25 protein-coding genes are annotated in these 23,333 nt (G+C 73.4%); 18 read left to right on the top strand and 7 right to left on the bottom strand.

Annotated features, from left to right (window positions below; genetic code table 11):
* Positions 1–77 precede the first annotated feature (77 nt).
* From ABD296_RS24870 to ABD296_RS24845, 6 genes are all read left to right on the top strand, one after another.
* On the top strand, positions 78–1,016 hold the full coding sequence (locus ABD296_RS24870; RefSeq protein WP_344271574.1) for a periplasmic binding family protein: 939 nt from the start codon (positions 78–80) through the stop codon (positions 1,014–1,016).
* A complete protein-coding gene (locus ABD296_RS24865; RefSeq protein ID WP_344271571.1) occupies positions 1,013–1,822 on the top strand; it encodes a nitrilase-related carbon-nitrogen hydrolase in 810 nt (269 codons plus the stop codon). Before ABD296_RS24870 ends, ABD296_RS24865 begins: the two co-directional genes overlap by 4 nt.
* A complete protein-coding gene (locus ABD296_RS24860; RefSeq protein ID WP_344271568.1) occupies positions 1,819–2,769 on the top strand; it encodes an ABC transporter substrate-binding protein in 951 nt (316 codons plus the stop codon). Before ABD296_RS24865 ends, ABD296_RS24860 begins: the two co-directional genes overlap by 4 nt.
* A gap of 13 nt (positions 2,770–2,782) precedes the next feature.
* Positions 2,783–3,721 carry an amino acid ABC transporter permease gene (locus ABD296_RS24855; RefSeq protein WP_344271628.1) on the top strand — a complete coding sequence of 313 codons (939 nt, stop codon included), beginning with the start codon at positions 2,783–2,785 and terminating at the stop codon, positions 3,719–3,721.
* Between the two features lie 50 nt (positions 3,722–3,771).
* Positions 3,772–4,524, top strand: a complete 753-nt coding sequence (locus ABD296_RS24850) for an amino acid ABC transporter ATP-binding protein (protein ID WP_344271625.1) — start codon at positions 3,772–3,774, stop codon at positions 4,522–4,524.
* 182 nt (positions 4,525–4,706) lie between these two features.
* Positions 4,707–5,585 (top strand): alpha/beta hydrolase, encoded by an 879-nt coding sequence (locus ABD296_RS24845; protein WP_344271564.1) that lies wholly within the window; start codon positions 4,707–4,709, stop codon positions 5,583–5,585.
* On the opposite strand, the gene ABD296_RS24840 is transcribed toward ABD296_RS24845, so the two are convergent.
* Positions 5,586–6,515 carry a LysR substrate-binding domain-containing protein gene (locus ABD296_RS24840; protein WP_344271561.1) on the bottom strand — a complete coding sequence of 310 codons (930 nt, stop codon included), beginning with the start codon at positions 6,513–6,515 and terminating at the stop codon, positions 5,586–5,588. It lies immediately after the preceding gene.
* 115 nt (positions 6,516–6,630) lie between these two features.
* On the opposite strand from ABD296_RS24840, the gene ABD296_RS24835 reads away from it, so the two are divergent.
* The 8 genes from ABD296_RS24835 (at position 6,631) to ABD296_RS24800 (ending at position 13,436) form a co-directional block, all read left to right on the top strand.
* Positions 6,631–8,067 carry a 2-hydroxymuconic semialdehyde dehydrogenase gene (locus ABD296_RS24835; protein WP_344271558.1) on the top strand — a complete coding sequence of 479 codons (1,437 nt, stop codon included), beginning with the start codon at positions 6,631–6,633 and terminating at the stop codon, positions 8,065–8,067.
* An 11-nt stretch (positions 8,068–8,078) separates the two neighbouring features.
* Complete coding sequence (locus tag ABD296_RS24830) at positions 8,079–8,879, top strand: 2-keto-4-pentenoate hydratase (RefSeq protein WP_344271555.1); 801 nt, start codon at positions 8,079–8,081, stop codon at positions 8,877–8,879.
* Complete coding sequence (locus ABD296_RS24825; protein WP_344271552.1) at positions 8,876–9,625, top strand: 2-keto-4-pentenoate hydratase; 750 nt, start codon at positions 8,876–8,878, stop codon at positions 9,623–9,625. The genes ABD296_RS24830 and ABD296_RS24825 overlap by 4 nt, the downstream gene beginning before the upstream one ends.
* Positions 9,622–10,056 carry a RidA family protein gene (locus tag ABD296_RS24820; RefSeq protein WP_344271549.1) on the top strand — a complete coding sequence of 145 codons (435 nt, stop codon included), beginning with the start codon at positions 9,622–9,624 and terminating at the stop codon, positions 10,054–10,056. The genes ABD296_RS24825 and ABD296_RS24820 overlap by 4 nt, the downstream gene beginning before the upstream one ends.
* Complete coding sequence (locus ABD296_RS24815) at positions 10,053–10,625, top strand: 3-hydroxyanthranilate 3,4-dioxygenase (RefSeq protein WP_344271546.1); 573 nt, start codon at positions 10,053–10,055, stop codon at positions 10,623–10,625. The genes ABD296_RS24820 and ABD296_RS24815 overlap by 4 nt, the downstream gene beginning before the upstream one ends.
* A 26-nt stretch (positions 10,626–10,651) precedes the next feature.
* Complete coding sequence (locus ABD296_RS24810) at positions 10,652–11,722, top strand: amidohydrolase family protein (protein ID WP_344271543.1); 1,071 nt, start codon at positions 10,652–10,654, stop codon at positions 11,720–11,722.
* A complete protein-coding gene (kynU, locus tag ABD296_RS24805; RefSeq protein WP_344271540.1) occupies positions 11,719–12,996 on the top strand; it encodes a kynureninase in 1,278 nt (425 codons plus the stop codon). The genes ABD296_RS24810 and kynU overlap by 4 nt, the downstream gene beginning before the upstream one ends.
* A gap of 236 nt (positions 12,997–13,232) precedes the next feature.
* A complete protein-coding gene (locus ABD296_RS24800) occupies positions 13,233–13,436 on the top strand; it encodes a cold-shock protein (protein ID WP_131889351.1) in 204 nt (67 codons plus the stop codon).
* A 60-nt stretch (positions 13,437–13,496) separates the two neighbouring features.
* Here ABD296_RS24800 and ABD296_RS24795 read toward each other — a convergent pair whose 3' ends face one another.
* Positions 13,497–14,342 (bottom strand): SDR family NAD(P)-dependent oxidoreductase, encoded by an 846-nt coding sequence (locus tag ABD296_RS24795; RefSeq protein WP_344271536.1) that lies wholly within the window; start codon positions 14,340–14,342, stop codon positions 13,497–13,499.
* A 116-nt stretch (positions 14,343–14,458) separates the two neighbouring features.
* Here ABD296_RS24795 and ABD296_RS24790 point away from each other — a divergent pair, with 116 nt between their 5' ends.
* Positions 14,459–15,274 (top strand): helix-turn-helix transcriptional regulator, encoded by an 816-nt coding sequence (locus ABD296_RS24790; RefSeq protein WP_344271533.1) that lies wholly within the window; start codon positions 14,459–14,461, stop codon positions 15,272–15,274.
* On the opposite strand, the gene ABD296_RS24785 is transcribed toward ABD296_RS24790, so the two are convergent.
* Complete coding sequence (locus ABD296_RS24785; protein WP_344271531.1) at positions 15,263–16,450, bottom strand: MFS transporter; 1,188 nt, start codon at positions 16,448–16,450, stop codon at positions 15,263–15,265. The genes ABD296_RS24790 and ABD296_RS24785 overlap by 12 nt on opposite strands.
* 73 nt (positions 16,451–16,523) lie before the next feature.
* Here ABD296_RS24785 and ABD296_RS24780 point away from each other — a divergent pair, with 73 nt between their 5' ends.
* On the top strand, positions 16,524–17,561 hold the full coding sequence (locus ABD296_RS24780) for an ROK family transcriptional regulator (protein WP_344271527.1): 1,038 nt from the start codon (positions 16,524–16,526) through the stop codon (positions 17,559–17,561).
* A gap of 38 nt (positions 17,562–17,599) precedes the next feature.
* On the opposite strand, the gene ABD296_RS24775 is transcribed toward ABD296_RS24780, so the two are convergent.
* Together ABD296_RS24775 and ABD296_RS24770 are read right to left on the bottom strand one after the other, a co-directional pair.
* Positions 17,600–18,280 carry a TetR/AcrR family transcriptional regulator gene (locus ABD296_RS24775; RefSeq protein WP_344271524.1) on the bottom strand — a complete coding sequence of 227 codons (681 nt, stop codon included), beginning with the start codon at positions 18,278–18,280 and terminating at the stop codon, positions 17,600–17,602.
* Complete coding sequence (locus ABD296_RS24770) at positions 18,277–19,500, bottom strand: acyl-CoA dehydrogenase family protein (protein ID WP_344271522.1); 1,224 nt, start codon at positions 19,498–19,500, stop codon at positions 18,277–18,279. Before ABD296_RS24770 ends, ABD296_RS24775 begins: the two co-directional genes overlap by 4 nt.
* Positions 19,501–19,546: 46 nt before the next feature.
* Here ABD296_RS24770 and ABD296_RS24765 point away from each other — a divergent pair, with 46 nt between their 5' ends.
* Together ABD296_RS24765 and ABD296_RS24760 are read left to right on the top strand one after the other, a co-directional pair.
* Positions 19,547–20,293: an SDR family oxidoreductase gene (locus tag ABD296_RS24765; RefSeq protein ID WP_344271520.1), complete on the top strand. Its 747-nt coding sequence runs from the start codon at positions 19,547–19,549 to the stop codon at positions 20,291–20,293.
* A gap of 35 nt (positions 20,294–20,328) precedes the next feature.
* On the top strand, positions 20,329–21,285 hold the full coding sequence (locus tag ABD296_RS24760) for a quinone oxidoreductase family protein (protein WP_344271518.1): 957 nt from the start codon (positions 20,329–20,331) through the stop codon (positions 21,283–21,285).
* A 4-nt stretch (positions 21,286–21,289) separates the two neighbouring features.
* Here the strand turns inward: ABD296_RS24760 and ABD296_RS24755 are convergent, their stop codons facing one another.
* Together ABD296_RS24755 and ABD296_RS24750 are read right to left on the bottom strand one after the other, a co-directional pair.
* A complete protein-coding gene (locus ABD296_RS24755) occupies positions 21,290–21,967 on the bottom strand; it encodes a response regulator transcription factor (RefSeq protein ID WP_344271515.1) in 678 nt (225 codons plus the stop codon).
* A 22-nt stretch (positions 21,968–21,989) separates the two neighbouring features.
* Positions 21,990–23,237 (bottom strand): sensor histidine kinase, encoded by a 1,248-nt coding sequence (locus ABD296_RS24750; protein WP_344271512.1) that lies wholly within the window; start codon positions 23,235–23,237, stop codon positions 21,990–21,992.
* Positions 23,238–23,333: the final 96 nt, after the last annotated feature.

The raw sequence follows: 23,333 nt of genomic DNA, 5'->3' as shown, positions 1-23,333 counted from the left end.
CAAACGCGGCCTAAAGTCGGGTCCCATCGCGCCAAGAGCGCGGCAAAACCCCCTCTCACATGCAGGAATGGAGCGTTGTGCCGATTCCACGTATTCGCCTGGCGCTGCGGGACTGGGACCACCTCGTCCCGCTGCTCACCGGCCGGGTGCGCGCCCGCGGCGTGGCGCTGGAGATCGAGACCCGCGAGGTCACCCCGGACGTGCTCGCCGAACCGGACCTGGACGGCGGCGAGACGTCCTTCAGCCGGTACGCCCTCGGCCGCGGCGACGGCGACGAGCGGCTCGCCGGGCTGCCGGTGTTCGTGATGCGCGGCTTCCGGCAGCGCTGCGTGCTCGTCCGGAACGAGAGCCCGCTCGCCGCGCCGCGCGACCTGGCGGGGGCGACGATCGGGCTGACCGGATGGCCCGACTCCGGCAACACCTGGACCCGGGCGCTGCTGCGCGCCGAGGGCGTCGACCTGTCGGCGGTCCAATGGCGCGTGGGCCCGCTCGCCGCGGGCGAGACCGGCAAGGACCGGCTCGGGACGCGCCCGCTGCCCGCCAACGTGCGGGTCGCGGACCGCTCGCTGATCGACGGGCTCGCCGACGGCACCTTCGACGCCGTCTTCACCCCTTTCATGCCGCCGGAGATGTTCACCGCGAACAGCCGCTTCCGGCACCTCTACGACGACCACCGCAGCGCCGAGAAGGAGTACTTCGCCCGGACGGGCTTCGTCCCCGGCATCCATATCCTCGCCCTCAAGCGCGAGGTCGTGGACGAGTACCCGTGGCTTCCCGAGGTCCTTCAGGACGCGTTCGAGGAGTCCAAGCGCGTGTGGCTGGAGCGCCGCAGGCTGCTCGCCGACACCACGCCCTGGCTGCTGGACGAGTTGGAGACCCAGGCGCGCCTCTTCGGCGCCGACTGGATGCCGTACGGCGCCGGCGCCAACGCCGCGATGGTCGCGGCGTTCTGCGAGGAACTGCACGAGCAGGGCATCGCGCCCCGCCCCATCAAGGCCGAGGAGGTCTTCGCGTGAGGATCGCCGTGGGCCAGTTCGCCTCCACCGAGGACTGGCAGACCAACCTCAAGACCTGCATGACGCTCATCGACGACGCCGTGGAGGGCGGCGCGGACCTGCTCGTCCTGCCCGAGGACTCCCTCGCCCTGTTCATCGACGAGCCGGAGCGGATCGCCGAGGCCGCGCAGCCCCTCGACGGCCCGTTCGTCACCGGCCTGCTGGAGCACACCGCGGGCTCGCGCACCACCGTCGTCGTCGGGATCCACGAACCCGCCGGCGGCGGCAAGGTGCACAACACCCTCGCCGCGATCCGCGACGGCGCGATCGTCGCCGTCTACCGGAAGATCCACCTGTACGACGCGTTCGGCGCGCGGGAATCCGACCGGGTCCGCCCCGGTGACGGCGAGCCGGTCGTGTTCGACTGCGCCGGCTGGCAGGTGGGGCTCATGACCTGCTACGACGTAAGATTCCCGGAAATGGCCAGGCTGCTGGTCGACGCGGGCGCGCAGGTGCTCGCGCTGCCGGCGGCCTGGGTGCGCGGCCCCGCCAAGGAGCGGCACTGGGAGGTCATGGTCACCGCCCGGGCGCTGGAGAACACCTGCTACGTGGCGGCCTCCGGCGAATGCGGCCGCCGCAACATCGGAGCGAGCATGGTCGTCGACCCGCTCGGCATCGTCCGCGACCGGCTCGCCGACCGGCCCGGGCTGCTGTGGGCGGTCGCCGACCGCGAGGAGCTCGACGAGGCTCGGCGCAGGCTCCCCGTGCTGGCGAACCGGCGCTTCCGGGTCGACCCGTCCATCCGGCCGAGAGAGGAGACGGCATGAGAGGCCGCACGGCGATCTCCGCCGCCCTCGCGGGCGCGCTGCTCGCCGCGACGGCCGCGTGCGGCGCGAACCCGCCCGAGGCCGAGGGGATCCTCGGCGACGGCAAGTCCGCGAAGGGGGCCAAGGCGGCCGACCTGCGCCAGACCCTCGACCACGGGCTGCACGACGCGCTGCCCGCCAAGAACAAGGCGTCCGGCAAGCTGATCTCGGTCAACAACGGCTCGTTCCCGCCGTACGAGATCGCCGGGTCGGACGGCCGGTCGCTGTCGGGCGCGTCCGCCGACCTCGCGACCGCCCTCAGCCAGCTGCTCGGCGTGAAGATCGAGCACGTCACCGTGGACGGCCTGCCCAGCGAGCTGACCGGGATCAAGGCCGGCCGGTACGACTTCGCGCTCGGCCCGATCGGCGACTTCCCCGAGCGGGAGGGCGACAACGTCTTCGTCGACTGGGTCCGCGAGTTCGTCGTGTTCGCCGTCCCGAAGGGCAACCCGAAGCACATCGGCTCCATCGCCGACACCTGCGGGCTGAAGATCTCGGTGATGGCGGGCGGCTCCGCCGAGGACGTCGCCAAGAAGCAGTCCGGGACCTGCGTCCAGCAGGGCAAGCCGGCCGTGCAGGTCCAGTCGTACAAGGACCAGCCGACCGCGACCCTCGCCGTCCGCTCGCACCGCGCCGACGCGTTCTTCTCCTCGCAGGCGCCGCTCGGCTACTTCGTCAAGCAGTCCGGAGACGACCTGCAGCTCGCGGGCACCGGCAAGGCCAACGGCTTCGACGACCTCTACCAGGGCGCCGTCGTGGCCAAGGACTCGCCGCTGAAGGACGTCCTGCTGCGGGCGCTGCGCAAGCTCATGGAGAACGGCACGTACAAGAAGGTCATGACCGAATGGGGCCTGACCGCGAACATGCTCGACGAGCCGGGCGTGAACCTGGCGCCCAGGGAGGGGTGAACCGGCGGTGACCATGACCGAGAAGCGCTCCGGCGACACCGTCGCCGACGTCGACGTGGCCGGCGCCGCGCACGTCCGGCACCCGCTGCGGTGGGTGGCCTCGCTGGTCGTGCTGGTCCTCGCGGCCCAGTTCGCCCACCTGCTGTGGACCAACGACAACTTCCAGTGGGACGTCGTCGGCCGCTACGTCAACGCCTCCCTCATCGGGGACGGCATCGCCGTCACGCTCGAACTGACCGTCATCGCGATGGCGGTCGGCATCGCGGGCGGCATCCTGCTCGCGGTCGGACGGCTGTCGGACAACCCGCTGCTGCGCACGGCCTGCGGGCTCTACGTCTGGTTCTTCCGCGGCATCCCCGTGCTGGTGCAGCTGGTCATCTGGTACAACCTGTCGGCGCTGCTGCCGCGCATCTCGGTCGGGATCCCGTTCGGGCCGGAGTTCGCGCACGGCAGCACCAACCAGCTCATCACCCCGCTGGTCGCGGCGATCCTCGGGCTCGGCCTGAACGAGGCCGCCTACATGGCCGAGATCATCCGCGGCGGGCTGCTCGCCGTCGACCCCGGCCAGACCGAGGCCGCGCAGGCGCTCGGGATGGGCGGCGTCCGCACGTTCCGGCGGATCGTCCTGCCGCAGGCGATGCGGTTCATCGTGCCGCCCACCGGCAGCCAGGTGATCAACATGCTGAAGGCCACCTCGCTGGTCAGCGTGATCGCGCTGGCGGACCTGCTCTACACCGTCCAGTCCATCTACAACCGGACGTTCCAGACCATCCCGCTGCTGCTCGTCGCCTGCCTCTGGTACCTGGTGATCACCTCGATCCTGTACGTCGGGCAGTCGTTCATCGAGCACCACTACGCGCGCGGCGCGACCCGCAACGCCCGGCAGGGCTTCTGGGACTTCGTCCTGATGCGGCGCCGCCGTCCCGCCCCGCCCCCGGAGGTGATCGCTTGAGCACGCTGGAGAAGGACACGCCGCCGGAGGCGTCGCGTACCGGAGTTCCGATGGTCCGGGCCCGCAACGTCCGCAAGAGGTTCGGGCACCTGGAGGTGCTGAAGGGCGTCGACCTGGACGTGGACCCCGGCGAGGTCGTAGTGGTCCTCGGGCCGTCCGGGTCCGGGAAGTCGACGTTCCTGCGGTGCGTGAACCACCTGGAGACCATCGACGGCGGCTCGGTCCACGTGGACGGCGAGCTGATCGGGTTCAACGCGTCCGGCGGGAAGGTGCGGCACCTGCGCAAGCGCGAGATCACCCGGCAGCGCCGCGAGATCGGCATGGTGTTCCAGCAGTTCAACCTGTTCCCGCACCTGACCGTCCTGCAGAACGTCATCGAGGCGCCCACCGGCGTGCGCGGGGAGCCGCGCGGCAAGGCGCGGGAGCGGGCCCGCGAGTTGCTCGCCAAGGTCGGTCTCGCCGACAAGGCGAGCGGCTACCCGCGGCAGCTGTCCGGCGGACAGCAGCAGCGCGTCGCGATCGCCCGCGCGCTGGCGATGCGGCCGAAGCTGATGCTGTTCGACGAGCCGACGAGCGCCCTCGACCCCGAACTCGTCGGCGACGTGCTGGAGACGATGAAGACCCTCGCCGAGGAGGGCCTCACCATGATCGTCGTCACGCACGAGGTCGGCTTCGCCCGCGAGGTGGCCGACCGGGTGGTGTTCATGGACGGCGGCGTCGTCGTCGAGTCGGGACGGCCCGCCGACGTGCTCGACAACCCGTCCAACGAGCGCACGAAGGCGTTCCTCAGCAAGGTCCTCTGATCCCACCGTGCCCGGTCCCGCCTCTTCGGGGCCGGGCACGGCGTCCTCGGCGCGGAGCGGCCGGGTCGCGGAGTCGGGCGGGTCGGTGTGGGCATAGCGCGATGGTCATAGCGGAGGACGAGACCGGTATTTGATCCATCCGCCGCCGCGGCGGGAGGCTGGGGCGGATCGGGAGGGGTGGGGTGGTCGTGGTCGACCTGAACGACTGGCCGGGCAGCGGGCTGAGCGACGAGGAGCTGGACGTCGCCTACAACGTGCGGCGCAAGGCCGGGCCGGAGCTGTTCGAGCGGCACATGGTCCGGTACCGGGCCGAGTCGGAGGCGGCCGTGGACGGCCTGCCCGGGCACCCCGGGGTCGTCTACGACGAGGCGAGCGGCGAGCGCCTGGACGTGTGGGGCGTCGGCGATGACGGCCTGCGGCCGGTGTTCGTGTTCCTGCACGGCGGCTACTGGATGGCGCTGTCGCGGGCGGATTCGTCGTTCATGGCGCGGACGCTCCACGAGCACGGCATCGCGACCGTGGTGCCGGACTACACGCTCGCGCCGCAGGCGACGCTGGAGGAGATCGTCCGGCAGGTGCGCGCGTCCATCGCGTGGGTCCACCGGCACGGCCGCGAGCACGGCCTCGATCCGGAGCGGATCGTGGTCGGCGGCAGCTCGGCCGGCGGGCACCTCACCGGCATGACGATGGTCGGCGGCTGGCAGGAGGAGCTCGGGCTGCCCGAGGACGTGGTGAAGGCGGCCATGCCGTTCAGCGGGCTGTTCGACATCCGGCCGATCACCCGCGTCTACGTCAACGAGTACGTGAAGCTGGACGTGGAGCGCGCGGCGGCGCTCAGTCCCGCGCTGCTGGCGGGCGAGCGGCGCTGCCCGGCGGTCGTCGCGGTCGCCGAGCACGACGGCGCCGGGTTCGTCGAGCAGTCGCGGACGTTCGCGCCGCTGTGGGGCGCGGGCGAGGCGATGGTGGTGCCGGACCGCGACCACTTCGACGTGGTGCTCGACCTCGGCGACCCGGCGTCGGCGGCCTGCAAGGCGCTGCTCGGCCTGGTCGGCTCGCTGTGATCAGGCCGCCGCGATCTTCGTGGCCTCGCGGCGCAGGTGGTCGAGCATCAGCCGGGCCGACGGCGTCGGCGCGCGGTGCGCGGGCAGCGTGACGCCGACCTGGCGGCGGACGGTCTCCAGCGGCACCGGCAGCGGCGCGATGTCGCCGTCGGTCTCGGCGACCAGCTGCGGCAGCGCGGCGATCATGTCGGTGTCGCGGACCAGCGTCCGGACGGTGAGCACCGACGTGCACTCGACCAGGTCGCCGGGCGGCTCCAGGCCGCCGGCGCGGAAGACCTGCTCCAGCTCGGCGCGGAGCGCGGTCTGCTCCAGCGGCAGCACCCACGGGTAGTCGAGCAGGTCGGCGAGGGAGAGCCCGGCGCGGGCGCGGGCCGGATGGCCGTGCCGCGCGACCAGCCGGATCGGCTCGCCGTACAGCGTGACCTGGCGCAGCCCGCGCAGGTCGCCGATCGGGTTGAGGCGGCCGAGGATCAGGTCGATCTCGCCGTCCAGCAGCCGCGGCACCTGCGCGTCGAAGGTGGCCTCCTGGACGATCACGGTGATGCCGGGGCGGTCCCTCTTCAGCGCCGCGATCGCGCGGGGCAGCAGCACGTTCGACCCCGCCAGCAGGGTGCCGATGGTGACGGTGCCGACCTCGCCGTCGGCCAGCCCGGTGATGCGCTCGCCGGCGCGGCGCAGTTCGGCCAGCACGGCGCGGGCGTGCTCGACGAACGCGTCGCCGAACATCGTCGGCGTCACGCCGCGCGGGCCGCGGGTGAACAGCTCGACGCCGAGGATGTGCTCGACCTCGCGCAGGCTGCGCGTCACCGCCGGCTGCGCCAGCCGCAGGTGCTCGGCGGCGCGCAGCACGCTGCCCTGGTCGGCGATGGCGACGACGAGGACCAGGTGCCGCAGCTTGAGCCGCCCGTTGAGCAGGTCGATCGCACGCATGCCGCCTTGATATCACAGCCTCGTCATAGCTCCGCGGATCTTTGGTATTTGCAAGGCATAGCTGTCCGGGCGGAGGATCTGACCGTCGGGGCAGGTCACGTCGTGGAGGAGCGGGATGAAGGCTGAGCACTACGTCGGCGGGGTGTTCCGTTCGGACGGACCGGCCTTCCCGCTGATCTCGCCCGCGGACGGCGCGGAGATCGGCACCGTCCCGGAGGCGCCGCGCGAGGTCGTGGACGACGCGGTCGCGGCGGCGCGCGGGGTGCTGCGCGGGCCGTGGGGCGCGGCCGGCGTCGAGGAGCGGGCCGCCGCGATGCGGCGCATCGCCGACGGGATCCAGGCGCGGTTCGGCGAGTTCGTGGACGCCGAGGTCGCCGACACCGGCCGCCCCCGCGCGTTCGCCGAGACCGTCGACGTGCCCCGCGCCATCGGCAACTTCCGCGCCTACGCCGACCTGCTGTACGGGCGGCCTGAGCGCGCCTACACCACGCAGGTGCCGGGCTGGAGCACCGGTGGCGGGCAGGCACTGAACTACACGGTGCGGCGGCCGCTCGGCGTCGTCGCGATCATCTCGCCGTGGAACCTGCCGTTGCTGCTGATGACCTGGAAGGTCGCGCCGGCGCTCGCCGCCGGGAACGCGGTCGTCGTCAAGCCGTCGGAGGAGACCCCGTCGACCGCGACGCTGCTCGCCCAGGTCATCGACCAGGCGGGGCTGCCGGCCGGCGCGTTCAACCTCGTGCACGGGCACGGCCCCGGCGCGGCCGGCGAGTTCCTCACCGGGCACCCCGGCGTCGACGCCATCGCCTTCACCGGCGAGTCCGCGACCGGCTCGGCGATCATGCGCAACGCCGCCGACCACGTCACGCCGGTCTCGTTCGAGCTGGGCGGCAAGAACCCGGCGCTGGTCTTCGCCGACGCCGACCTCGACGCCGCCGTCGACGGCACCGTCCGCTCGTCCTTCACCCACTCCGGGCAGATCTGCCTGTGCACCGAACGCGTCTACGTCGAGCGGCCCGTCTTCGACGAGTTCGTGGAGAGGCTCGGCGCGCGCGCAAAGGAACTCGCGGACTACGGGCCGATGATCTCCGCCGCGCACCGCGACAAGGTGCTCTCCTACTACCGGCTCGCCCGCGAGGAAGGCGCCACCGTGGTCGCGGGCGGCGGCGCGCCGTCGTTCGGCGACGGGCGCGACGGCGGCTTCCACGTCGAGCCGACCGTCCTGACCGGCCTCCCCGAGACGGCCCGGACCGTCCGCGAGGAGATCTTCGGGCCGGTCTGCCACGTCGCGCCGTTCGACACCGAGGACGAGGCGCTCCGGCTCGCCAACGACAGCCCCTACGGCCTCGCCTCCACCGTGTGGACCCGCGACCTGTCCCGGGCGCACCGCGTCGCACCGAAGGTGGAGACCGGCATCGTGTGGGTGAACTGCTGGAACCTGCGCGACCTCCGCACCCCCTTCGGCGGCGTCAAGGCGTCCGGGATCGGCCGCGAAGGGGGAGAGTACTCACTGGACTTCTTCTCCGAGCCCGTCAACGTGTGCATCCAGATCTGAGAGCGAGCCAAGTGACCAGCGACATCGACGCGGCGGCCGAGCGCATCCTCGGCGCCTACGCCTCGGGCGTCCCGTGCGGGCCCGTCCGCGACCTCATCGCGACCGCCGACGACGCCTACGCCGTCCAGGAGCGGATGACCGAGCGGTGGCTGGGGGAGGGGCGGCGGCTGTCCGGCCGCAAGATCGGCCTGACCTCCCGCGCCGTCCAGGAGCAGATGCGCGTCGACAGCCCCGACTTCGGGATGCTGTACGCCGACATGGCCGTCCCGGACGGCGACGAGATCCCGGCCGGCGCCGTCCTGCAGCCGCGCGTCGAGGCGGAGGTCGCGCTCGTCCTGGAGCACGACCTGACGCACGAGCGGCACACGGTCGCCGACCTGATCCGCGCGACCGCGTTCGCGCTGCCGGCGATCGAGATCGTCGGCAGCCGCATCCGCGACTGGGACATCACGCTCGCCGACACCGTCGCCGACAACGCCTCGTCCGGCATGTACGCGCTCGGCAACCGCCCGGTCCGCCTGGAGGACGTCGACCTGCGGCTGTGCGGGATGGTCGTGGAGCGGCGCGGCGAGCAGCTGTCCAGCGGCACCGGCGCCGCCTGCCTCGGGCATCCGCTGAACGCCGCGCTATGGCTCGCCGACACCCTCGCCCGCGTCGGCCGCCCGCTGCGCGCCGGCGACACGGTGCTGACCGGCGCGCTCGGCCCGGTCGTGCCCGCCGCGCCCGGCGACGTGTTCGAAGCCCGCATCGACGGCCTCGGCGACGTCCGCGTCGCCTTCGGCCGCGCCGACCAGGACAGGGAGGAATCGTGACCGTTGACGTGCACGCGCTCGCGGCGACGCTGGACGACGCCGCCCGGGACGTCCGCGCGATCCCGAGGCTCACCGACGCCGCGCCGTTCGACGTGGCGACCGCCTACGCGGTGCAGCGCGAGCTGATCGAGCACCGGGTCCGGCGCGGGGAGCGGCTCTCCGGCGTGAAGATGGGCTTCACCAGCCGCGCGAAGATGGTCCAGATGGGCGTCGACGACGTCATCTGGGGCCTGCTCACCGACGGGATGCAGGCCGGTGACTCCGCGGACCTGTCGAACCTCATCCACCCGCGGATCGAACCGGAGATCGTGTACCTGATCGGCCGGGAGGTCCGCTCCGTCGCCGAGGTCGAGTCGGCCGTGGCGGGCGTCGCCGTCGGGTTCGAGATCCTCGACTCGCGCTACGAGGACTTCAAGTTCACGCTCCCGGACGTCGTCGCCGACAACGCCTCCGCCGCCCTCTACGGGTTCGGTGCCTGGCACGAGCCGCGCGACCTGTCCAACGTGGGGCTGCTGATGGAGATCGACGGGCGGCCGGTGCAGACCGGTTCGTCCGCCGCGATCCTCGGCGACCCGGCCCGGTCGCTGCGCGCGGCCGCCCGGCTCGCGCTCGGCGCCGGGATGACCCTCGAACCCGGCTGGGTGGTGCTGGCGGGCGCCGCGACGGCCGCCGTCCCGCTGCCCAAGGACGCCCACGTCCGCGTCACCGGGGCGGGCCTCGGCAGCGCGGAGGTGACGACCCGGTGAGCGATGCGATCCTCGTCGAGGGCAAGGCCAAGCCGCGCGGGCGGTTCCCGCACGTGAAGCGGGCCGGGGACTTCGTGTTCGTGTCCGGCACCAGCTCGCGGCGGCCCGACGGCACGTTCGCCGGCGCGAGCGCCGACCCGATGGGCGTCACCGACCTCGACATCCGCGAGCAGACCCGCGCGGTCATCGACAACATCGCCGACCTGCTGGAGGCCGCCGGGGGAGGGCTGGCCGACGTCGTCAGCGTCACCTCCTACCTGGTGAGCATGAACGACTTCGGCGGCTACAACGAGGTCTACGGCGAGTACTTCGACGAGACCGGCCCGGCCCGCACCACCGTCGCGGTCCACCAGCTCCCGCACCCGCACCTGCTCATCGAGATCTCGTGCGTCGCCCACATCCCACGCAACGGCGAGGAGGCCGGAGCATGACCCTGCCGCAGCTGACGTTCGGACGCCCCTTCAACTTCCAGGCGTGGATCGACGAGCACCGCGACCTGCTGAAGCCGCCGGTCGGGAACGTCCAGGTGTTCGACGACACCGGGCTCATCGTCATGGTGGTCGGCGGGCCGAACCAGCGCACCGACTTCCACGACGACCCGACCGAGGAGTTCTTCTACCAGCTCAAGGGCAACATGGTTTTGCGGGTCATGGAGGAGGAGGGCAAGCCGCCCACCGACCTGCAGATCAACGAGGGCGACGTGTTCCTGCTGCCGCCGCACGTCCGGCACTCACCGCAGCGACCCGAGGAGGGCTCGATCGGTCTCGTGGTGGAGATCCCGCGGCCCGAAGGGCTCAAGGAGGCGTTCGAGTGGTACTGCACCGAGTGCCACCACCTCGTGCACCGCGCCGAGCTGCAGGTCCGCTCCATCGTGGATGACCTGCCGCCCGCGTTCGAGGGCTTCTACGGCGGCGACCGCGAATGTCCGAACTGCGGCGCCGTCCACCCGGGCCGCCAGTGGCCCGAATCCATGATCCCGAAGACGGCCCCGCGGGCCTGACTCCCCTCGCGTTCGACGGAGCTCCAGTGACAGTCATCGACGTCCACGCCCATGTCTTCCCCCGGCTCGGCCGTGCCGAGGGCCGCGTCCTCAGCGACGACGGTGAGCCGTGGCTGCGCGTCCACGGCGACGGCACCGGCATGATGATGAGCGGCGACCGGGAGTACCGGCCGGTCGAGGAGGGGCTGTGGGACCCCGCGCGGCGGGTGGCCGACATGGACGCCGCCGGAGTCGACGTCCAGGCCGTCTCGTCCACCCCGCTGATGTTCGGGTACGAGGCCGAGCCGTTTCGCGCCGCCGACTGGTGCGACCTGGTCAACGACCGCATCCTCGCCTTCTGCGCGGACGCGCCGGACCGGCTGCTGCCGCTCTGCCAGGTCCCGCTGCAGGACCCGGCGCTCGCCTGCGAGGTCGCGACGCGCGCGGCGGCGGCCGGGCACCGCGGCGTCCACATCGGCAACCACGTCGGCGACCGGAACCTCGACGACCCGGGCATCACCGCGTTCCTCGCGCACTGCGCGCGGATCGGCCTTCCCGTGCTCGCGCACCCGTGGGACATGCTCGGCGCCGACCGGATGCGGGGCCACATGCTGCCGTGGCTGTCGGGCATGCCCGCCGAGACGCAGCTGAGCATCCTCGGGCTGATGCTGTCCGGCGCGTTCGAGCGGATCCCCGCGTCGCTGCGGCTGTGCTTCTGCCACGGCGGCGGCAGCCTCGCGTTCACGCTCGGACGCGCCGACAACGCCTGGCACCGGCGCGACATCGTCCGCGCCGACTCGCCGCGCCCACCGTCGGAGTACACCGACCGGTTCTTCGTCGACTCGGCCGTGTTCGACCCGCGCGCGCTCCGGCTGCTGGTCGAGGTGATGGGCGCCGACCGCGTCATGCTCGGCACCGACTACCCGTTCCCGCTCGGCGAGCAGGAACCGGGCGCGACGATACGAGCGTGTCCGGGCCTGGACGACGCCGACTGCGCCAAGCTGCTCGGCGCCAACGCGCAGGCGTTCTTCGCGCCCGCCGCCGATGTGGCGGGCGTCGCCGACACGGCCGACGCGGCCGACGCGGCCGACGCGGCGGTCGCGGGGAGCGCGTCGTGAGCGCGGAACTGCAGGCCGGGGAGCGCGAGGCGTTGCGGCTGGACGAGACCGACCCGGTGCCCTCGCTGCGCGGGGAGTTCCTCATCCCGCCCGCGCCCGGCGGAACGTACCCGGAGGCCGCCTACTTCGCCGGCAACTCCCTCGGCCTCCAGCCGAAGGCCGTCGCCGGCCGCCTGCGCGAGGAGCTCGACGACTGGGCGAGCCTCGCCGTCGAGGGCCACACGCAGGCCCGCCGCCCGTGGGTGGACTACCACGAGCTGCTCCGCGAGCCCGCCGCCCGCCTCGTCGGCGCGCTGCCGCACGAGGTCGTCGCGATGAACTCGCTGACGGTCAACCTGCACCTGATGATGGCGAGCTTCTACCGGCCGTCCGGGGAGCGCACCCGCATCGTCATCGAGGACTCGGCGTTCCCGTCCGACTCCTACGCGGTCGCCAGCCAGGCGATCCACCACGGGCTCGATCCCGCGGACGCGGTCGTCCGGCTGACGCCGCGCCCCGGCGAGGACAACCTGCGCACCGAGGACGTCCTGGCGTTCCTCGAACGCGAGGGCGGCACGGTCGCGCTGCTCATGCTGGGCGGCGTCAACTACCTGACCGGCCAGCTCATGGACATGGCCGCGATCACCAAGGCGGGCCGCGCCGCCGGCGCCGTCGTCGGCTGGGACCTCGCCCACGCCGCCGGGAACGTCCCGCTGCGGCTGCACGACTGGGACGTCGACTTCGCCGCCTGGTGCACCTACAAGTACCTCAACAGCGGCCCCGGCGCGGTCGCGGGCTGCTTCGTGCACGAGCGGCATGTCGCCGACCCGTCGGTGCCGAAGCTGTCGGGCTGGTGGGGCACCGCGCCGTCCGTCCGGTTCCGGATGGAGCCCGACATCGCGCCGCCCGCCTCCGCCGACGCCTGGCAGCTGTCCAACCCGCCGATCCTCGCGCTGGCGCCGGTGCTGGCCTCCCTGGAGATCTTCGACCGGGTCGGGATGGCGGCGCTGCGCGCCCGCAGCGAGCGGCTCACCGGCTATCTCGCGGCCCGGCTCGCCCCGCTGCGCGGCGTCCAGGTGATCACCCCGGACGACCCGGCGGCGCGCGGCAGCCAGTTGTCGCTGCGGGTCGCGGGCGCCGAGGGCGCCGGGGGACTGGTGCGGCGGCTCGCCGAGACCCACGGCGTGGTCGCCGACGCGCGCGAGCCGGACGTGGTGCGGTTCGCCCCCGTGCCGCTGTACTGCACGTTCCACGACTGCCATCGCGCAGCCGTCGCGCTGGATGATCTGACTTAGGTGTGTCGGGGGTCCGGCCGGGCCCGTATGGGGTAAGTTCGTTGCTGTCGCCGGGCCGGCCAGGCGCGGCGGCCAAGCAGTCTCGAACGTTTGCTTTATGAAACGCCCGCAGAAGTTCAAGACGAGGGCGTTCTCCGTTGCAGCTCCGGGTGATCCGGGCGGACGTGAGATGAGTCCGCTTGCAGCCCGGCCGCCGTCCGGCGGCCGGTGATTCCGTTCACCCAGAGGAGAACATCATGGCCGAAGGCACCGTGAAGTGGTTCAACGCCGAAAAGGGCTTCGGGTTCATCGCCCCCGACGGCGGCGGCCCGGACGTGTTCGTCCACTACTCGGCGATCACCTCCAGCGGCTACCGGAGCCTGGACGAGAACCAGCGCGTCGGCTTCGAGATCACCCAGGGCCAGAAGGGCCCGCAGGCCGAGGGTGTCTACCCGCTGTAAGGCCGGCGTCCAACGCGTGATTCGGCCGGGGACGTTCGCCGTCCCCGGCCTTTCGCATGCCTACCCGCCGTAGGTGGCGGCGTCGATGCCGACGGCCCGCAGGAGCAGCCGGTCACGGGTGTGGTCGGGGAGCCTGGCGAGCGTCGCCATCATCCGGGCGTCCCGGCCGACCAGATAGCGCGACTTGGGGCGGCGCTCCGTCAGCGCCCTGACGATCGTCTTCACGGCCGAATCGACCGGGCCCGGCTTCGCACGGGCGTTGAACTCGCCCATCTTCGCGCTGACCCCTTCGTAGAGGCGCTGGGCGTCCGCGTCGCCGCGCCATCCGGTCGCCCGCCGCGAGGCGCCGGACTTGCCGAAGATCTCGGTGTCCAGCAGGCCGGGCTCGATCACGCAGACCTTGACGCCGAGCGGCCGCATCTCCACCCGCAGCGCCTCGGTGACCGACGCCAGCGCCGCCTTGGACGCGGCGATCGGCCCGAACGCGGGACCGCTCATCCTCGAACTCACGGCGCCGATGTTGACGACCCGTCCCTTCGCGGCGCGCAGCATCGGCAGCACCGCCTGCGTCATCGCGATCTGGCCGACCACGTTGACGTCGAACTGCCGGCGCCAGTCCTCCAGCGGGACCAGCTCCACCGGGCCCTCGACGATGACGCCGGCGTTGTTGACCAGCGCGTCCAGGCGCCCGCCGGTGCGCGCTGCGATCTCCTTGGCGGCGGCGTCGACCGTCTCCTCGTCGATCAGGTCGACGACGAGGGGGTGCGCCCCGCCGGGGACCCGGCCGGCGTCGGACGGCCGCCGCACCCCGGCGTACACCTCCCAGCCCAGCTCGGTCAGCCTGCGGACGGCCGCGGAGCCGAGCCCGCCGGCCGCGCCCGTGATCAGTACGGTTCGAGTGCTCATGCCGCCGATGCTGGGCCCCCCGGCCCGGCCGGACAAGATTAGAGTTAACGCTAGTAACGCCACTGACAGGCATGAGCGAAGCGAGGTGACCGGTCCTGCCGTCCCCGACCGCCGACGTGCGCCGCAAGGAACTCGGCGACTTCCTGCGGTCCCGGCGCGCCCGCGTGCGGCCGCAGGAGGCGGGCATCGTCCCCGGCCCGCGGCGCCGGACGCCCGGGCTGCGCCGCGAGGAGGTCGCGACGGCGGCCGGCGTCAGCCTCACCTGGTACACCTGGCTTGAGCAGGGCCGCGTCAACGGGGTGTCGCGGCAGGTCCTCGACAGCCTGGCCCGCGCGCTGCTGCTCGGCGAGGCCGAGCACCGGCACCTGCTGGAACTGGCCGGGGAGCCCGCGGTCGAGCCGGCGGAGCCGGGCGCGGTGACGCGCGAGGTGCGCGACCTGCTCGCCATGGTCGAACCGAACCTCGCCCACGTGGTGACCCGCTGCTTCGACCTGGTCGCCTGGAACGCGCCGGTGGAGGCGCTGCTGCGCACCATGCCCGAGCGGCCCGCGGGCGACGACCTCAACGTCGTCTGGCTGATGTTCCACAACGCCTGGATGCGCGAGCGGTTCGCCGAGTGGGAGGCCGAGGCCCGCTGGCTGACCGCGCTGCTGCGCAACGAGTCCGGACGGCAGGCCGGAAACCCCCGTTTCCAGCGGCTCGTGGCACGGCTGGCCGCCACCAGCAGCGACTTCCGCGCGTTCTGGGCGTCCCACGAGATCACCCCGTTCACGCCGTCCGAGCGGGCGTTCCGCCACCCGGCCTTCGGGGAGATCACGCTCCGCTATATGAAGATCAATGTCGAGAACGATCCGGATCAGAGCGTCCTGGTGCACTACGCGCCGCCCGGGTCGGCCGCGGCGGCGACCCTCGCCCGCCTCTCAGGGGCGTAGCTCCCGGACGGGCGGCTCGACCGGCCGTCCGGCGGGCGCAGCGACCGGGGCGGGGCGCGGGCGCAGCGCGCCGGCGAACAGCAGCGTCGGCGCAACGATGCAGGTGATGAGCGCGAACGCGGCCGGGTAGGACAGCGCGCCCGCCGCCCAGCCCGTCACCGCCGGCGCGGTCAGCCCGGACAGGTAGGTGATCGTGGCGACGCCCGCCACGCCCTCACCCGGGGTGTTCCCGGCACTGCCGGCCGCCGCGAAAACCAGCGGGACGACGGTCGCGACGCCGGCGCCGAGGAGCGCGAAACCGGCGATGCCCGGCACCGCGCTGCGCGCCGCCACCACCAGCACGCCGCCGAGCACGGCGACGCCCCCGCCGCAGCGCACGACCGTCGCGGGACCGAACCGGCGGACGAGGCGGTCCCCGGCGAGCCGCGTCGCCGCCATGCACGCCATGAAGATCGTGTAGCTGGCCGCGGCCAGCCCGGGGCCCGCGTCCGCGACCTTGGTGAGGTAGACCGCCGACCAGTCGGCGCTCGCGCCCTCGGCGAACGTCGCGCAGAACCCGACGACGCCGATCGCCGCGATCGCCCGGTTCGGCAGCGCGAACCGGCGCGGCGCCGGGGCGTCCGCGTCCGTCCGGTCGGGGAGCAGGCCGCGGCCCGCCGCGGCGCCCGCGGCGAGCAGGACCAGCGCGACGACGCCGAGGTGCACGCGGGCGTCCACCCCGGCGTGCGCCGCGAGGATGCCGACGCCGCCCGCGGCGAGGCTCCCGACGGCCCACAGCCCGTGCAGCCCCGACATGATCGGCCGCTTCAGGTGCCGTTCCACCGACACCGCGTGGCCGTTCATCACCACGTCCGACATCCCGGCGGCCATCCCGTAGACCAGCATCGCGGCGAACAGGAAGCCGGGCGCGGGCGACAGCGCGGGCAGCGCGAGGGCCGCGGCCCAGAAGGCGATCAGGGCGCGGGTGGCGGTGCGCTCCCCGATGCGGTGCGCGATCCGGCTCGCGGTCGGCATCGTGGCGAACGCGCCGATGGAGGGGCACAGGAGGGCGAGCCCGAGGAGCGTGGCGCCGAGGCCGAGGTGGTCCTGGATCCAGGGGATGCGGGTCGCGAGGGTGCCCGCGACGGCGCCGTGCACGGCGAAGACCGCGGCGATGGCGCGATGGGGACGGCTCATGGCCACAGAAACTAACAGGCAGGCTTCCTGATGAAAAGCGGATAACGCGACATCCCTGGCTACGATGGCTCCCGTGAAGACCGCCGACCCGACGATGGCCCGCGCGATCAACGACCGGCTCGCCCTGGACCTGCTGCTCGAGCGGGGCCCGCTCACCGCGCCGCAGCTGCGCGCGCTGACCGGGCTGTCGCGGCCGACGGTGTCCGACCTGGTCGAGCGGTTGCGCGCGGACGGGCTGATCGAGGTCACCGGGGAGGCCGGCGCCGACCGGCGCGGTCCGAACGCCCGGCTCTACGGACTGGTCGCCGGCCGCGCCCACGTCGCCGGGGTCGACCTGCGCCGCGACGCCCTGCACGTCGCGGTCGCCGACCTCGCCGGGAACCCGGCCGGGGTGTCCTCCCGCCCGCTGCCCGACGACCCGGACCTGCCGGCCCTGATCGGCGAGGCGGTCGCCGGCACCGCGGGCGGCATCGACCTGCACGCCGTCGTGGTCGGCACGCCCGGCCTGATCCATCCGGGCACCGGCCTGGTGACCGACGGCGACATGCCCGGCTGGCGCCCCGACCTGCTCCAAGCCCTGCGGGACCGGACCACCGCGCGCGTCGTCGTGGAGAACGAGGTCAACCTGGCCGCCGTCGCCGAACACCGCGACGGCGCCGCGGCGGGCCACGACGACTTCGCGCTGCTGTGGTTGGACGACGGCGTCGGCGCCGCGATCGTGCTGGACGGGCGGTTGCGGCGCGGCGCGTCCGGTGGCGCGGGCGAGGTCGGGATGCTCCGGTTCGGCGGCACCGGGTTCTGCGACCTGGTCGATCTGGCGTCCGCCGGGGAGCTGGACGCCGAGGCGTTCGCCGACCGCGTCGCCGAGGGCGCGTTCGCGCTGGTCGCCGTGCTGGACCCGGGCCTGGTCGTGCTCGGCGGCGTGCTCGGCCGCGGCGGCGGCGACCGCCTCGCCGGCCTGGTCGGCGCCCGGCTGGCCGCCCTGAGCCCCGCCGCCACCGTGGTGCGGCCGGCCGCGTACGACGGCGACGCGGTGCTGCACGGCGCCGTCCTCACCGCGCTCGACCTCGCCCGCGCCGACGTCTTCGGCCGGCCGGTCGCCGCGGGCTGACCGCCGCCCGCGCCCGCGACGTCACCCAGGGGACCCCGTCAGCCGCGGGGCAGTCGCTCGCCCGTCCGCAGCCGGTCGAGGCCCAGCCAGATGAACTCCAGCGCCATCTGCTCGGCCCGCTCGCGCGACGTGTCGGGATGCTCCAGCCACCACGACACCATCGACAGCATCGACCCGTACATCAGCGGGACGAGCAGTCGCGCCCGCCGCTCGTTCACCTCGAGGGCGGCGCGCGACAGCTTCGGGTCGGCGCGCCGGCGGCGCAGCAGCAGGTCGGCGAACGCGGTGCCGAGCCGCTCGCGCAGCTCCCGCAGCTCCAGCCCGACCTCCGGCTTGTCGAGGTGCCGGACCACCAGCGACCACGCGTCCGGCTCCTCGGTCGCGTAGTCGAACAGCACCCGGATCATCGCCCGGATACCGCCCGCCGTGCCGTGCGCGGCGGGCACCGCCTCGTTCAGCCGCCCGGTCAGCTCGGTGACGATCGCCTCCGTTACCTCGGCGAACAGCTCCTCCTTGGACACGAAGTGCTGGTACAGCAGCGCCTTGGACACCTGCGCCGCCGCGGCGACGTGCTCCATCTGCGTCAGGTGGTAGCCGCGCCGGCCGAACTCCTCCAGCGCCACCTGGAGCAGCTGCTCGCGCCGCCGGGCGTACGGCATCCGCCGCCGCACGCCCGGCCCCGCGGCGGGCGGTCCCGCCTCCCCCGTGCCGCTCGTCATGTGCCGAGGTACTTGCCCAGCTCGGCGCGCGCGACGGACCGGACGTGGACCTCGTCCGGCCCGTCGGCGAGGCGGAGGGTGCGCAGGCCCGCCCACATCGCGGCGAGCGGGGTGTCGTCGCTGACGCCGGCGCCGCCGTGCACCTGGATCGCCCTGTCGACGACGTCCAGCGCGACCCGCGGCGCGATCACCTTGATCGCCGCGACCTCGGACCGCGCGGCCTGCACGCCCTGCTTGTCGATCAGCCATGCGGTCTTGAGGGTGAGCAGCCGGGCCTGCTCGATCGCCATCCGCGACTCGGCGATCTGCTGGCGCACCACGCCCTGCTTGGCGAGCGGCCCGCCGAACGCCACACGGGACGCCGCGCGCCGGCACATCATCTCCAGCGCCCGCTCGGCCATCCCGATCGCGCGCATGCAGTGGTGGATGCGGCCGGGCCCGAGCCGCGCCTGCGCGATCGCGAACCCGCCGCCCTCCTCGCCGACGAGGTTCTCCACCGGCACGCGGACGTCGGTGAAGGTGATCTCGCAGTGGCCGTGCTGGTCCTGGTAGCCGAACACGGGCAGCGGCCGGACGACCTCGACCCCGGGCGCGTCCAGCGGCACCAGCACCATCGACTGCTGCCGGTAGGGGTGGCCCTCCGGGTCGGTCTTGCCCATCACGATCATGATCTTGCAGCGCGGGTCGGCGGTGCCGCTGATCCACCACTTGCGGCCGTTGATCACGTAGTGGTCGCCGTCGCGCTCGATCCGGGTGGAGATGTTGGTGGCGTCCGAACTCGCCACCTCCGGCTCCGTCATCGCGAACGCGCTGCGGATCTCGCCGTCCAGCAGCGGCCGCAGCCACCGCTCCTTCTGCCCGGGCGTGCCGAACAGGTGCAGGACCTCCATGTTGCCGGTGTCGGGGGCCGCGCAGTTGGTCGCCTCCGGCGCGAGGCTGGGGGAGCGGCCTGTGATCTCGGCGAGCGACGCGTAGTCGGTGACCGTCAGGCCGTGCGCCGGGTCCTCGCTGTCGGGGAGGAACAGGTTCCAGAGGCCGCGCTTGCGCGCCTCCACCTTGAGGTCCTCGACGACCTGCGGGACGTGGTGCTCGCGGCCCTGCGCGCGCAGCTCCGCCCGCTGCGCCGCGTAGACCGGTTCCGCCGGGTAGACGTGGGAGTCCATGAAGTCCTGGAGGCGGCCGAGGTGCTCCTGGGCCCGCTCGCTCAAACCGAAGTCCATTCCGCTAGAGTAACTGACGAGTCAGTTACTTGGGAGGGGAGTCCCGATGGCAGCCTTCGACGGAACCGGCAAGGTCGCGCTGATCACCGGAGGATCCAACGGCATCGGCGCCGCCGTCGCCCGCCGGCTGGCCCGCGCGGGCGCCCGGGTCGTGCTCGCCGACGTCGACGCCGACGCCGGCGCCGCGCTCGCCAAGGAGCTGGACGGCGCGTTCGTCCGGTGCGACGTCCGCGAGCCCGCCGACAGCGAGGCCGCCGTCGCCACCGCCGTCGAGCGCTTCGGCGGCCTGGACGTGGCGTTCCTCAACGCCGGCATCGCCGGGGGCGGGCGGCTCGACGAGACCTTCGACCCCGCCGTCTACCGCCGCGCGATGGGCATCAACCTCGACGGCGTCGTCTACGGGGTGCACGCGGCGCTGCCCGCGCTCCGCAGCCGCGGCGGCGGGAACATCATCGCGACCGCCAGCATGGCCGCGCTCACCGCGACGCCCTTCGACCCCGTCTACGGCGCGAACAAGGCCGCCGTCGTCGGCCTCGTCCGCGCCCTCGGCCCCACCTACGAGCCCGAGGGGATCCGGGTGAACGCGCTGTGCCCGTCGTTCGCCGACACCGCGATTCTCGGTGAGATGAAGGGGCAGCTCCAGGAGAGCGGGTTCCCGATCCTGGAGGTGAGCGACGTGGTCGAGGCCTTCATGCGGATCCTTGAGGCCGACGGCGTCGGCGAGGCGTGGTACGTGGTGCCGGGCCGCCCGTCCGAGCCCTTCAAGTTCCGCGGCGTCCCCGGCCCGCGCTGACCCGTTCTTCGACCCAGGACCCGAACAGGAGAGTCATGCGCGCGATCCAGATCACCGAGTTCGGCGGCCCCGAGGTGCTGAACGTCGCCGAGCTGCCCGACCCGGTCGCAGGGCCCGGGCATCTGCTCGTCGACGTCTCCCGCGCCGGCGTCAACTACGCCGACACCCACCAGGCCGAGAACAGCTACCTGTCGGAGTCGACGCTGCCGATGGTGCCGGGCGGCGAGGTCGTCGGCACCACCCCGGACGGGCGCCGCGTCGTCGCGCTCGTCGGCACCGGCGGGTACGCCGAGAAGGCCGTCGCGCCGGAGGCGCTGGCGTGGCAGGTCCCGGACGCGATCGACGACGTCACCGCGCTCGGGATGATCGTCCAGGGCGCCTCGGCGTGGGTGCTGCTGCGCCGCAGCGTGCACCTGGCGCCGGGGGAGTCGGTCGTCGTGCACGCCGCCGCCGGCGGCGTCGGCACCCTCGCCGTCCAACTCGCCAAGGCCTGGGGCGCCGGCCGCGTCATCGCCACCGCCTCGTCCGAGGGCAAGCGCGCCCTCGCCCTCGAACTCGGCGCGGACGCGGCGATCGACGCCAACGAGCCCGACCTCAAGGACGCGCTCATCGAGGCCAACGGCGGCCGCCGCGTCGACGCCGTCCTGGAGATGACCGGCGGGACCGTCACCGACCAGAGCCTGAAGGCGCTCGCGCCGTTCGGCCGGCTCGCCTTCTACGGCATGGCCTCCCGCAAGGAACCGTCGCCGGTTCGGCCCGCCTCGCTGATGTCGCACTCCACCACGATCGCGGGCATGTGGCTGCCGCACGTGTTCCAGCTGCCCGGCGACGTGATGCGCGCCGCGCTGGACGAGCTGTTCGGCCTGGCCGCGGACGGCCGGCTGCGCGTCATCGGCGGCGGCGAGTACGGCCTCACCGAGGTCCGCCGCGCCCACGAGGACCTGCGCGCCCGCCGCACCACCGGCAAGCTCGTCCTGGACCCGGCCCGCTGAGCCCTCAGCCCACCAGGCCGTTCTCGTAGGCGAACACCACGGCCTGGGTGCGGTCGCGCAGCGCCAGCTTGGTCAGCACGTGCCCGACGTGCGTCTTGACCGTCTGCTCGGCCAGCACCAGCTCGGCGGCGATCTCGGCGTTGGACAGCCCGCGCGCGATGAGGCGCAGCACGTCCATCTCGCGCGGGGTGAGCCCCGCCGTCGCCGCCGGGCTCGGCCGCTGGTGGCGGCGCCGGCGCGCGAAGTCGCCGATCAGCCGCCGGGTGATGGACGGCGCGAGCAGCGCGTCGCCCGCCGCCACCACCCGCACCCCGGCCACCAGGTCGGCCGCCGAGGCGTCCTTCAGCAGGAACCCGCTGGCCCCCGCGCCGAGCGCCTCGTAGACGTACTCGTCCAGGTCGAACGTGGTGAGCATCAGGATCTTCGGCCGCACGTCCGCCGGATCGCCGCCGGCCCGAGCGGGCTCGCCGATCAGCTCGGCGGTCGCGGCGAGGCCGTCCATCTCCGGCATCCTGATGTCCATCACCACGACGTCCGGATCCAGCGCCCGGGCCATGTCCACGGCCTCGCGCCCGTTCCCCGCCTGCCCGATCACCTCGATCTGCGGGTCGGAGGACAGCAGCGCCGCGAGCCCGTCGCGGATCATCACCTGGTCGTCGGCGATCAGCACCCGAATCGTCACGACGCCACCCTACGGCGAATGATCAGTCCCCGTAGGGCAGCTCGGCCGCGACGGTCCAGCCCGCGGGGTCGCGCGGCCCGGCCGCGATCTCGCCGCCGAGCATGGTGACGCGCTCGCGCATGCCGACCAGGCCGTGCCCGCCGCCCTCCGAGGCGTCCGGGGCGCGGCGCGCGCCGTCGTCGGCGACGGTCACCGCGAGCGCCTCCCGGCCATACTTGATCTCCACGTGGACGCGCGATCCCGGCGCGTACCGGGCGGCGTTGCTGAGCGACTCCTGGACGATCCGGTAGGCCGACAGGTCCACCCCGGCGTCCAGCGGACGCGGCATCCCGACGACCACCGTGGCGACCGACAGCCCGGAGTTGCGGGCCGCCGCCGCCAGCTCGTCGAGCCGGTCCAGGCCCGGGCTCGGGGCGCGCTCGGCGCCCTCGTCGTCCGAGCGCAGCAGCCCCACCACGCGGCGGGTCTCGGTGAGCGCCTCGCGGGCCGCGTCCCGCACCACCCCGAACGTCTCCCGGGCGGAGTCCGGCAGGTCCGGGATCTTGAACGGCGCGGCCTCGGCCTGCATCGCGATCACCGACATGTGGTGCGCGACGACGTCGTGCAGCTCGCGGGCGATGCGGGCGCGCTCCTCCAGTACCGCCTGGCGGGCCAGGTCCTGCCGGTGCTGCTCCTCGCGCAGGCGCAGCTGCGCCTCCGCGGACCGGCGGCCGCCGACCGCGTCGCCGAAGGTCAGCACGACCGCGGTGATCCCGGCGAGGATCATGCCGAACCAGCCCGGCATGCCGAGCAGCACGGCGGGCAGCAGCACCGCCACGATCGTGACCGCGCCGACGCCGAGCGTCACCTCCCGGTCGCAGCCGACCCCGGTGAAGAACAGCACGACCACCAGCGCCAGGATCGCGGTCACCGGCCAGGGCATGAAGCCGGTGCCGTGCCGGACGAACACGGTGATCAGCAGCCCGATGGCGGCGATCCGCCAGGAGGCCAGCGGCCAGCGGGCCGCGAAGACCAGCGGGGTCGCCATCAGCACGCCGAGCGGCCAGGCCGCGCCCGCGTCCACGTGGTACTGGTCGATGGAGATCGCGATGGATCCGGCGGTGAACCCGATCGTCAGGGCGAGCAGAAGGGCCAGGATCGGCGCGCGCAGCAGCATCCGGCGCGGCAGCAGGGTGACGGCCGGGTCGTCGCGGCCCGGCAGGAGGGCCGAGGAGACGCCGGCGAGCAGCCTCGGCCGGCCGCCGGCGTCGGAGCGGTGTGGTTCGTTCATCTCGCTGCGAGCCTAGAACGCCCCGCGCCGCGTCCGCCTGCCTCCGGGGAGGGAGATCGGTCCGCCCCCGCTGGTATCACCGCTGCACAACGAGGG

This window comes from Actinomadura napierensis, from assembly GCF_039529375.1.
GTDB classification, from domain to species: domain Bacteria; phylum Actinomycetota; class Actinomycetes; order Streptosporangiales; family Streptosporangiaceae; genus Spirillospora; species Spirillospora napierensis.
The sequence above is the reverse complement of the archived record's forward strand: the minus strand, read 5'-3'. Positions and strand labels throughout refer to the sequence as shown.

Excerpts from the sequence above, each read along its gene's own strand:
- ABD296_RS24775 (WP_344271524.1), bottom strand. The coding sequence starts at position 18,280 with ATGACGAGCGGCACGGGGGAGGCGGGACCGCCCGCCGCGGGGCCGGGC.
- ABD296_RS24800 (WP_131889351.1), top strand. The coding sequence starts at position 13,233 with ATGGCCGAAGGCACCGTGAAGTGGTTCAACGCCGAAAAGGGCTTCGGG.
- ABD296_RS24850 (WP_344271625.1), top strand. The coding sequence starts at position 3,772 with ATGGTCCGGGCCCGCAACGTCCGCAAGAGGTTCGGGCACCTGGAGGTG.
- ABD296_RS24750 (WP_344271512.1), bottom strand. The coding sequence starts at position 23,237 with ATGAACGAACCACACCGCTCCGACGCCGGCGGCCGGCCGAGGCTGCTC.
- ABD296_RS24770 (WP_344271522.1), bottom strand. The coding sequence starts at position 19,500 with ATGGACTTCGGTTTGAGCGAGCGGGCCCAGGAGCACCTCGGCCGCCTC.
- ABD296_RS24785 (WP_344271531.1), bottom strand. The coding sequence starts at position 16,450 with ATGAGCCGTCCCCATCGCGCCATCGCCGCGGTCTTCGCCGTGCACGGC.
- ABD296_RS24815 (WP_344271546.1), top strand. The coding sequence starts at position 10,053 with ATGACCCTGCCGCAGCTGACGTTCGGACGCCCCTTCAACTTCCAGGCG.
- ABD296_RS24760 (WP_344271518.1), top strand. The coding sequence starts at position 20,329 with ATGCGCGCGATCCAGATCACCGAGTTCGGCGGCCCCGAGGTGCTGAAC.
- ABD296_RS24840 (WP_344271561.1), bottom strand. The coding sequence starts at position 6,515 with ATGCGTGCGATCGACCTGCTCAACGGGCGGCTCAAGCTGCGGCACCTG.
- ABD296_RS24860 (WP_344271568.1), top strand. The coding sequence starts at position 1,819 with ATGAGAGGCCGCACGGCGATCTCCGCCGCCCTCGCGGGCGCGCTGCTC.
- ABD296_RS24855 (WP_344271628.1), top strand. The coding sequence starts at position 2,783 with ATGACCGAGAAGCGCTCCGGCGACACCGTCGCCGACGTCGACGTGGCC.
- ABD296_RS24765 (WP_344271520.1), top strand. The coding sequence starts at position 19,547 with ATGGCAGCCTTCGACGGAACCGGCAAGGTCGCGCTGATCACCGGAGGA.
- ABD296_RS24795 (WP_344271536.1), bottom strand. The coding sequence starts at position 14,342 with ATGAGCACTCGAACCGTACTGATCACGGGCGCGGCCGGCGGGCTCGGC.
- ABD296_RS24835 (WP_344271558.1), top strand. The coding sequence starts at position 6,631 with ATGAAGGCTGAGCACTACGTCGGCGGGGTGTTCCGTTCGGACGGACCG.